General features: G+C 46.4%; 10 protein-coding genes. 3 read left to right on the forward strand and 7 right to left on the reverse strand.

What is annotated here, in order from left to right:
• Positions 1-344 precede the first annotated feature (344 nt).
• The 4 genes from QUB16_RS13455 to QUB16_RS13470 form a co-directional block, all read right to left on the reverse strand.
• Positions 345-926, reverse strand: coding sequence for a Uma2 family endonuclease (locus QUB16_RS13455; RefSeq protein ID WP_333316686.1), 582 nt, complete (start codon positions 924-926; stop codon positions 345-347).
• Positions 927-1,022: 96 nt separating this feature from the next.
• Positions 1,023-1,799 carry a Uma2 family endonuclease gene (locus tag QUB16_RS13460; protein WP_333316688.1) on the reverse strand — a complete coding sequence of 259 codons (777 nt, stop codon included), beginning with the start codon at positions 1,797-1,799 and terminating at the stop codon, positions 1,023-1,025.
• Between the two features lie 179 nt (positions 1,800-1,978).
• The gene (locus QUB16_RS13465) at positions 1,979-3,469 is read right to left on the reverse strand and encodes an MlaD family protein (RefSeq protein ID WP_333316690.1); all 1,491 of its coding nucleotides are present in this window, start codon (positions 3,467-3,469) and stop codon (positions 1,979-1,981) included.
• A gap of 93 nt (positions 3,470-3,562) precedes the next feature.
• Positions 3,563-4,345, reverse strand: a complete 783-nt coding sequence (locus QUB16_RS13470; protein WP_333316692.1) for an ATP-binding cassette domain-containing protein — start codon at positions 4,343-4,345, stop codon at positions 3,563-3,565.
• A gap of 164 nt (positions 4,346-4,509) precedes the next feature.
• Here QUB16_RS13470 and QUB16_RS13475 point away from each other — a divergent pair, with 164 nt between their 5' ends.
• Together QUB16_RS13475 and tsaE are read left to right on the forward strand one after the other, a co-directional pair.
• Positions 4,510-5,910 carry a gluconeogenesis factor YvcK family protein gene (locus QUB16_RS13475; protein WP_333316694.1) on the forward strand — a complete coding sequence of 467 codons (1,401 nt, stop codon included), beginning with the start codon at positions 4,510-4,512 and terminating at the stop codon, positions 5,908-5,910.
• Between the two features lie 129 nt (positions 5,911-6,039).
• On the forward strand, positions 6,040-6,480 hold the full coding sequence (gene tsaE, locus QUB16_RS13480; RefSeq protein ID WP_333316696.1) for a tRNA (adenosine(37)-N6)-threonylcarbamoyltransferase complex ATPase subunit type 1 TsaE: 441 nt from the start codon (positions 6,040-6,042) through the stop codon (positions 6,478-6,480).
• Positions 6,481-6,766: 286 nt separating this feature from the next.
• Here tsaE and QUB16_RS13485 read toward each other — a convergent pair whose 3' ends face one another.
• The 3 genes from QUB16_RS13485 to QUB16_RS13495 form a co-directional block, all read right to left on the reverse strand.
• Positions 6,767-7,099: a DUF5615 family PIN-like protein gene (locus QUB16_RS13485; RefSeq protein ID WP_333316698.1), complete on the reverse strand. Its 333-nt coding sequence runs from the start codon at positions 7,097-7,099 to the stop codon at positions 6,767-6,769.
• 3 nt (positions 7,100-7,102) lie between these two features.
• Positions 7,103-7,444, reverse strand: a complete 342-nt coding sequence (locus tag QUB16_RS13490; protein WP_015174644.1) for a DUF433 domain-containing protein — start codon at positions 7,442-7,444, stop codon at positions 7,103-7,105.
• A gap of 61 nt (positions 7,445-7,505) precedes the next feature.
• Positions 7,506-8,828, reverse strand: a complete 1,323-nt coding sequence (locus tag QUB16_RS13495; RefSeq protein WP_333316700.1) for a dihydroorotase — start codon at positions 8,826-8,828, stop codon at positions 7,506-7,508.
• Positions 8,829-8,917: 89 nt separating this feature from the next.
• On the opposite strand from QUB16_RS13495, the gene lepB reads away from it, so the two are divergent.
• On the forward strand, positions 8,918-9,529 hold the full coding sequence (gene lepB / locus QUB16_RS13500; protein ID WP_333316701.1) for a signal peptidase I: 612 nt from the start codon (positions 8,918-8,920) through the stop codon (positions 9,527-9,529).
• Positions 9,530-9,694 lie beyond the last annotated feature (165 nt).

The raw sequence follows: 9,694 nt of genomic DNA on the forward strand, positions 1-9,694 counted from the left end.
GTTGTCATGGTCGTGCTTCCTGTGAGTTGTATATCTATTATAAACCAATACGGTTCAGTTAACACTGTTAATTCCCCGGAGTTCCCCCTCGCATCCCCCTTAAGAAGGGGAGTAGGGGTTGACTTTGAACTTCTTGTCCCCCCCTTTTTTAGGGGGGTTAGGGGGGATCGATCTTAACTGAACCGTATTGTATTATAAACTTGTTTTCAGCAACTAAGTAGGTTAATTTAATTAAACGTAAAACGCTCTCGTGCTTGAGAGCCTCGCCTTCTTCAAGAAGTCGGGCTTCTGGTATTATCTATTTTTGACTACACATCCGCAGCGATCGCACTTTTAAATTCCTCTTATTCCCGCAAAGCCTTGATGAATTCAGTAACAGCATCATATTGATCGAAGTAAGTTACATATCTCACTAACAAAGCAATGTCTAACTCCGGTAACAACTCGCTGCAATCGACTTTTTCGTACTCCTCCCTCAAATAATAGATACTCAGCACTCCATCTTCCCAAAACCAAACTTCAGGTATGCCTAACCGCTTGTATAGTTGAAGTTTATCGATGCCACCGCTGGTGAATACAACTTCGATCGCCAAATCGGGAATTGCCTTTTTAGTCGTCAAATTATATGATTCATCAGGCTCCTTTCTCGCCCCCAGTTCTTTACTACCCAAAGTCGGCCCGCCCTTGATATAAAACCGGATCCCCTTCTCTCTCAGGTATGCTTCTAATAAAGCCCTGATAGTACCCTTTGTCTCTTCATGTTCGGGGCTAACTGTGATAATTTCTAAAATTCCATCTAAGTAAGCAAATTTGATACCGCCGACAGACTCAAAAGCGGCTTCTAGCGATTCAAATTGCGACCAACTCACTCCTCTTAGAGTCAGGCAACTATCGGTGACAGAGTTTTTGACTGCTGTTTGTGTCATATTTTCTCCTTATCCTTTTTTTAGATTAAGCTTTTGAGAGCGCAACTATTTTCTCAATTTTATTAACTGTTGTTCGATCGCGCGAGCCATACACCCTCAAACTCCATCGGGATCGATGCCCTGACTTCTCAAGTATGCCATTAATCGATCGGCCCTCTGGCGTTCCTCTTCGGCCCTCTGGCGTTCCTCTTCGGCCCTCTGGCGTTCCTGTTCCACCCGTTCCGCACCCCACAGCAGCAAATTGCCATTCTCATCCCACCAGCGCAACCAGTAACCCGTTCTCTGAGATTTTTCACCTTCCCAAACCCCCAGAAATAAACCCATTGATTCTATCCAGAATCGCTGATTAGCATCCGGTTCTTGCAATTCGTATTCTCCCGACGCAGAGAGTCTGTACACTTCCAATACTCCCGACTTAGGTTCAAAAATTACATAAATCGGCACTTGCAAAATTCGCTCATAAAACCGCCATTTTCCGTAAGGATATGTCGGTTTATTTGAATATTCACTACCGTCAGTATCCGATAAAAATTCCATCACTACAGCAGGTACTTCTCCCTCAGCATTGCGCGTATAACTGCGGCGAACTTCTCCTGGTTCGGCTGGCAATACCGAGGGAACGTACACCCAATCCGGTGCTTTTACTACTGTTCTGTCATTAACTTTGGCACAGAGTCCAAAATTGGAAGCTATTAGCATTGAAGCTAGGATAAATCCTGCCATTTCCAAGGCTTCTCGCAGGGCCGCGGCTAAAAGTGGTTGGTCGATGTTTTCCACAGGATCGTCGGGTAATTTAAAGTCGTCGGGCAATTTTTCCCAAGTTATAGTATACTTGGTTTTGGTTGCGTCCGGTTTCGATAATGTTTGCGTCATTGGTTTTCCTTGTTTCGAGTGAAAGAGTTTTTTGTTAATAGGATTTGGACAATAAATTTAATGCCGGGTGCGAAAGCCGCACCTTATTAACTCGCTGTAATCTGAGTGCGTAGTGCCCACATTACTAACTATAGTAAGTCGCGCATATTGCCAGGGCGGTTATTCAATGATACCGTGCTTTAAGGAGTATTTTCGGGAACGCCCGGTTCTGCTGACCTTGCAGTTTGAGAAGGTAGAACAGGCAATTTGGGCTGTTTTTGCAAGCGAGGAAATCCAGGCTCTAATGATTGATTGATGGCAGGTGTACTCGCATTTACTTTCTCAGAAAGGGGGGCTAATGTTTGAGTCACTTTAACTTGCTGTCGCAGTTGTTCTGTCGAACCCAACAAGCCTCCTAATCCGTTGAACAACCTGCGAATATTGTTGCGGAAAGCCGGATCTCCCGTCAAATCATCCACGTCGGAAGTAATTTTCTGCACGTTCTGAAATGTAGCTCGTGCAGAATCTAGAGTTTGCTGCAATAATAGCAAAGTTGCCGGATTGTTTACCTGGCTGGATAAATCTCGCAAATTACTAGAAGCTTGGGCAGCATTCGCTGATAAAACTTCTAAATTGTTCAGCAATTGTCCTTGGTTGATTCGATTAATTGTCGGACTCAAACTGCTGACAGCAACCCGCAGTTCCTGACTGCTTTGATTGATGTTATTCAGAGTAGAGACTAAACTGGCGCGGTTGGTTGTTACTAAAGAATTGACTTGATTGGCTGTTAATGTAATTTGATTGGCTGCTTGAGTTACTGAATTAGCAGAATTTATCGCCGCTGCAGATACGGCTTTTGTGGAAGTGTCCGCCGTAGCTGCTACTTTAGAAACATCAGCGGCGACTGCTGATATTTCCGTCTTGAGCGATTGATTTAAGGTGCTTGCTTCTCCCTTTAATGATTGATTTAAACTGCTTGCTTCCCCCTTTAATGATTGATTTAAACTTGCTATTTCAGTTTTTAATGATTGATTTAAGCTGCCAACGTCTCCCCTTACAGATTGATTCAAATTTTTTATTTCCGCTTGTGCCGTTTTAGTTAAATTCGATAAATCTTGAGTGAGTTTAGCTGCACCTTTAGCTGTGTTGGCTGTATTCTCGGTAAGAGATTTAAGATTGTTAAACAGGGCGGGGTCAGTGTAGAAATTAGCTAGGCGGACTGTGGATTTAATTAGTTCGTCGATAGTGACTCCAGCTTGACCTTTTAAGCGCGAATTTTGGCAGATAATTTCCGGGGGACAGTTGGCACTAACGGGATTGGCGGTAAGTAATGATTCTGGCAAAATCGAGTTGGGGGTAATGTCGATCGACGATTCGCCAATTAAACCCGATTTATTCGCTTCGATCGTAACATCCCTGGGAATCACTAAAGTTCCGGGGGCAATCTCCAGCGTCACGTCTACGCCGTTGGAACCCGGTTGGAGGGCGGTAATTTTACCGACTGCAACCCCACGATACCTGATGGGCGTACCTATTTGCATTCCTTGGGCGCTGCCAAATTCTACGGCGAATTTGTAGCTGCGGTTCCCTACCTGCACGCCCCGCAGCCAGAGCACTAAGCCGCCAAATAAACCGATTCCTACTAAAATTAAGAACCCGACAGAACCTTCTCTTACAGTTCGCGATCGCATATTACCTCCTTAGTCATTGGTCATTAGTCATTAGTCATTCATCATCGGTCATTTCAATCTAAAATCTAAAATCTAAAATCTAAAATTGGCTGACTATCCCAGCGCTTGAATTGGCCCACTAACACTGCCGCTAAAAAATTGTCGGATTAGTAAATTATCTGTCGATGCAATGTCATTGACAGTTCCCTCCCACTGCACTTTGCCTCGATAGAGAAACACGATGCGATCGGCAGTGCGGCGGATGGTACTGTCTTGGTGAGTGACGATCGCATAAGTGCTGCAAACACCTTGGGCCGCCTGCAACTGGCGGATTAAATCTTCAATTACCGTCGAAGCGATCGGATCTAAACCCGCCGTCGGTTCGTCGTACAGCAAAACCTCTGGATGATCCCTGTCATTATCAGGATTCGCCATGATAGCGCGGGCAAAACTTACCCGCTTCCGCATTCCCCCAGACAACTGCGCCGGATAGCGTTCGCCAATTCTTGGCAAACCCACCATCTCCAACTTTTCCTCCACCAATTCCCGAATGCGGCGGCGCGGCAGCTTAGAATGCTGGTAAAGTAAAAAACCGACATTCTCCTCCACCGTCAGCGAATCAAACAAAGCCGCTTGCTGAAACACCATCCCAATTCCGATCGGATCTGCCACGTCGTCCACCCATCCCACCCTGCGCTGTCCCTGAACAAAAACCTCACCGGCATCCGGGGCCAACAAACCCGCAATTATCCGCAGAATCGTAGATTTCCCCGTCCCGGAAGGGCCAATAATTGCCAGGGCCTCTCCCCGATAAATCCTCAGATCGACTCGATCGAGGATCTGGTTCTGGCCGAAGGACTTACTTACCCCCTTGAGTTCGATTAGTGGCTCAGCCATAGCATGTTATCAATAAGTTATCAGTCCTCAGTCATCAGTCTACCTAATGACTCATGACTCATGACTAATCGCTAATTACTTAAATTGACTGCCAGAATCAAAACTCTCTTGTATTGTAAATTTGTCAGATCGAGCTGTTCCAATACCCTTAAGACTAATTAACCATGTCAATTAGTTCACTTCCTAAAGCCCTCCGCGTCTTGGCTAAAGCCAAGCAGGCTTTTGCCCAATCCAGAAATCCTTACCCCCCTTCTTTGCGGAACGGGCGAGTTCACCAGTGGTTTAAGTGGTTAGCCCCCGGACTGTTAGTGAAACGGTGGCTGCTGATTAGTGCCAGCGGCGTGGTACTTGCCACTTTGGGTTTAGCGATTTGGACTGGGATGACTCCCATTTTCTTCTTATTGCAATTGTTGAGAAATTTTTTGGCGTGGATTGCGGAAATTATTCCCAATTACGTGTCGGGCCCGATCATCATTGCTGGCGGGATTTTATTAATTCTGTGGGGACAAACTCGCAGTTTGAACTCTATTACCCAAGTGCTGATGCCCGAAGGCAACGAGGAACTGGTCGATCGACTCCTCAACCACCGCCGCTTGCACCGCGGCCCGAAAATTGTGGCAATTGGGGGCGGTACCGGTCTTTCCAATTTGCTCAGGGGATTGAAGGATTACAGCGCCAAAATCACTGCTATTGTCACCGTGGCGGATGATGGGGGGTCTTCTGGGCGGCTGCGACGGGAAATTGGGGTATTGCCGCCGGGAGACATTCGCAATTGTTTGGCTGCTTTGGCAGATGAGGAAAAGTTATTGACTGAGTTATTTCAATATCGTTTCCGGGCTGGTGACGGTTTGGTGGGTCACAGTTTTGGGAATTTGTTTTTGACGGCGATGAGCGATATTGCTGGAGATTTGGAACAGGCGATCGCCGCGAGTTCTAAAGTTTTAGCAGTGAGGGGAGAGGTGCTGCCGGCTACTCTAAGCGACGTTTCTTTGTGGGCAGAACTCGCTGACGGCCGCAGGATTGAGGGGGAGTCCAGCATTACAAAAGCTAACGGAAAAATCATCAAAATTGGCTGCACTCCTGCTAATCCTCCGGCGTTGCCCAAGGTAGCCCAAGCACTTCGGGAAGCGGATTTTATTATTATTGGGCCGGGGAGTCTTTATACGAGTGTTATTCCGAATTTGTTGGTGCCGGAAATTGCTGATGCGATCGCCAACACCCAAGTTCCGCGCATTTATGTTTGCAATATTATGACTCAGCCGGGGGAAACTGACGGATACAGTGTTGCAGACCACATTCGGGCGATCGATCGCGCTTGCGGTCGGCCGCTGTTCGATGCTGTAGTAGTTCAAGGAAAAGTCCCTTCTGCAAAGGCTTTGATCCGCTATTCTCAGGAGGATTCTTATCCGGTTGTACTCGATCGAGAAGCCGTGACGCAATTGGGGCGGCGAGTTGTCATCGCCAATGTCATGGATGAAGATGAAAATACGGGTTTAATTCGCCACAATTCGCAAAGGTTGGCGGGGATGTTGCTGCGTTGGTACGGCCGCGCGCAAAACATTTAAGCTGCTGACTGCTGACTGTTAACTGTTGACTGTTGACGGTGCAGACTCATGTTATTGGTTATTAGCAGCCCCAAGCGAGTAACTAATGACTAATGACTAATGACTAATGACTAATGACTAATTATTGAAATGAAAACTTTGCTTCCCGATTCTGAGGCTACGTGCAAGTTTGGTGTTGCGTTAGGTCGATCGCTCGCAGCCGGCACTGTAATCTTATTACAAGGAGATTTAGGTGCGGGCAAAACTACCTTGGTTCAAGGCATCGCTGAAGGTTTAGGAATCTCAGACTCGATCGAGAGTCCTACTTTCACCCTGATTAACGAGTATTTTGGAGGGAGAATTCCGCTGTATCATCTAGATTTGTATCGACTAGAAGCCGAAGAAGTGGAGGCTTTGCACTTAGAAAGTTATTGGGACGGGTTAGAAAGGGATTTGGGAATTGTGGCGATCGAATGGGCGGAAAGATTGCAGTACAAACCCGAAAATTATTTGCAAATTTCTTTGAGTTATCTAGATAACGGGCGGCAAATTGAAGTAATTGGTAATGGCGAGTTATTGGATGGGCAATAGGAAAAGTGAGAAAAGGCGATCGAATTTAGATGTTGCACCATTGTCACTCAGCCTTTTCTGAACAGGCTTGCTGGCCTGTTCCACAAGAAAATTCACCCTTTGTGGAACAGGCCGGAAAGGGGAGCATCTCAGTTTTGCATTTACAGTGCGAGCGTCCCCGCTCGCGTATTGTACAATACGCGAGCGGGGACGCTCGCACTACAATAAAAAAAATGCTTTTTACAAAACTGAGATGCTCCCCCGGAAAGCCTGTTAAGAGAGAATGGTGCAACATCTCAGCGCGTACTTACTGCGGACGGTTAACACGAATCAATTTGCCTCTCAAACTTTCTTCACCAGCAATAGCATCATTGATGCGTGTTGCCAACCTTTCTAAATTTTTATCGTCTGTACACACGATAATACCAGCATGATTTGGTTGTTGAGTGTGCAAGCGAATGAAATGCCGACGATTTTGCGTCATAACCGCCCGATCGTTATTCACAGCAAAGGCTAATACTTCGGGGTCATCATCTCCGGCATTTCCTGCCTCTTGAATAGTCAGCGTATCGTGACCTAAATTTCGCAGCAAAGCCACAACAGGAAACGGGAACTGTTCATCTGCATAGAGACGTGCCATAAATTATACTTCCTGCATCATTGCTGCTGCTTCTTCTCGGAGTGCTGTTTCAATTTCTTCGGAGTTAGCCTCAGCATAAGTCCAGACATTTACTAAGTTGGCAGCATTCAACTGGGGATAAAATTGTAGAAGTTCAGCATCACTTGAACCTTGACGGCGCAAACTCACGAACAGCCAAACGGGAAGTCTAGTTTTGGCAATGCAAGCATCGCCGCCACACACGTCGGGAGTTTTGGTAATTCCTGGCCAGCTATTGTTTAAACTTTGGGTTAAAAGCCGGATGGCTTCAGCTTTCTCAGTAGGAGTTAAGGCCAGGAGTTGTGTTTCTAGTTCTTGGAGAAGCATGGGTAAAATCGCCTTTGCGATGCAGGAATACCCAATTATAACACTTGAGTTAAAGTCATGCTTACTCAGCGTCAAATGTCAATGCTTCTCCCCTCACATTTGTATCCAATTTACCATTCTCAAAAACAACTTTTCCTCCCACAACCGTGACCACAGGCCATCCAGTTAAATTCCATCCTTCAAAGGAACTCCAGCCGCACTTGCTCGCCATCTCTGCGCCCACCACCGGGCGGTATTTCTCCAAATCAACTAAGACTAAATCTGCATCAAAACCCGGAGCAATCGCCCCTTTGTTCGGAATCTTATAAGCCTTAGCAACTGCCGCCGACATCCAATTAGCAACTTGTGCCACTGTACATCTTCCCTCTACTGCTTGGGTCAGCATCAAAGGCAAAGAAGTTTCGACACCGGGCATTCCAGACGGCGTATTCGGATAATCTTGAGCTTTTTCTGCTAATGTGTGCGGCGCATGGTCGGTGGCGATAAAATCAATTACGCCGTCGAGTAAAGCTTGCCAAAGTATTTCGTTATCGCGGGGTTCGCGCAAAGGCGGATTCATCTGAGCTAAACTGCCAATTTTTTGATAGGCGCTGGTATTTAACAACAAATGCTGCGGCGTAACTTCTGCTGTCACCCAACTCGGTTTTTCCTGGCGCAAAAACTCAGCTTCATCCCCAGTTGAAAGGTGCAGAATGTGCAGACGCCGCTGATATTTTTTAGAAAGTTTTAATGCTAGCTGAGTTGCTAACAAAGCTGCTTGATTGTCTTGAATTTGTGAGTGAACTGCAATATCGGTAATACCAGCAAATTCTTGACGACGCTGGTTGATTCTAGCTTGGTCTTCTGCGTGCACGGCAATTAGTCGATCGCCTGCAGCAAAAATCGCCTCTAAAGTTGCTTCTCCATCCACCAACAACTGCCCGTGCATCGAACCCATAAAAATTTTAATTCCCGGAGTCGGATTCGCATTCAACAAATCCGGCAAATTCTCCGGCGTTGCACCAATAAAAAAGCCGTAATTCACCAAACACTTCTCGGCACCGCGGCGCAGTTTATCATCTAAGGCAGCTTGGGTTGTGGTCAGAGGTCGCGTATTCGGCATTTCCAGAAACGATGTCACGCCGCCTTTAGCGCAAGCACAGCTAGCGGTAAATAAGTCTTCCTTGTGTTCTAAACCCGGTTCCCGGAAGTGTACCTGGGGATCAATTACTCCGGGCAACAGAGTTAAGCCTTTGGCATCTATTTCTCGATCGCCAGATTCGACAATTTCCGCAGCAACTTGGACAATTTTGCCATCGCATATTTGCACATCTCCTACCAAAAACTCACCATTGGGCAAAAGAATGCGAGCGCGACGGATTAACAAACTTGATTGGGAAGTCATAAGATATCATTAATTGAGTAAACAGCGTGCTAGCATGGAAGCATTATTAAGTTTATAATTCGTATCCAGCTCAGTCACTACAATACCCTATGACTCGTCTAGACAAGTCAGCCGACGAAGAAAAACCTCCGCAAGACACCGAAAATCCTTGGATCGAAGGAATTAAGACGATCGGCTTAGCAGCATTTTTGGCCTTTGGTATCCGCACCCTGGTTGCCGAAGCACGCTACATTCCGACCGGCTCGATGCTGCCAACCCTACAAATTAACGATCGATTAATCATAGATAAGGTCAGCTATCGATTCCAAGAGCCCCAGCGAGGAGATATTATCGTATTTATGCCTCCTGACCAGGCTAGTTTGTGCACGGGACAGCCGCCACCGATCAAAGATGCCTATATCAAGCGAGTGATCGGACTTCCAGGGGACACTGTGGAAGTCAGAGAGGGAAAAGTTTTTATTAACAAGCAGCCGCTACAGGAAAAATATATTGAAGAAATTCCGCAGTATCCCTACGGGCCTGTAGTTGTAGCTCAAAATTCTTACTTGGTGCTCGGCGACAACCGCAACGCAAGCTGTGACAGTCATTACTGGGGCTTTGTACCCAAGCAAAATATCATCGGTAGGGCAATTGTGCGTTTTTGGCCACTCAACCGCACAGGTTCGATCGACCCCACGCCCCTTTATCCCGCTAAAAATTAGCTACAACCCGCAACCCGCAGATTTTAATCTGCGGTTGTCAGTTTAAAGTACCAATTACTTATTAGCCATTTTCCACGACCAAATAATTAATGGTTAGGAATGAGAATTAAATAACTTCCACAAGTTTGTGGGATGGGCGTCCCGCCCGTCCAAAAAGGACGGGCG

The organism is Microcoleus sp. D3_18a_C4, from assembly GCF_036702415.1.
Taxonomy (GTDB): domain Bacteria; phylum Cyanobacteriota; class Cyanobacteriia; order Cyanobacteriales; family Microcoleaceae; genus Microcoleus.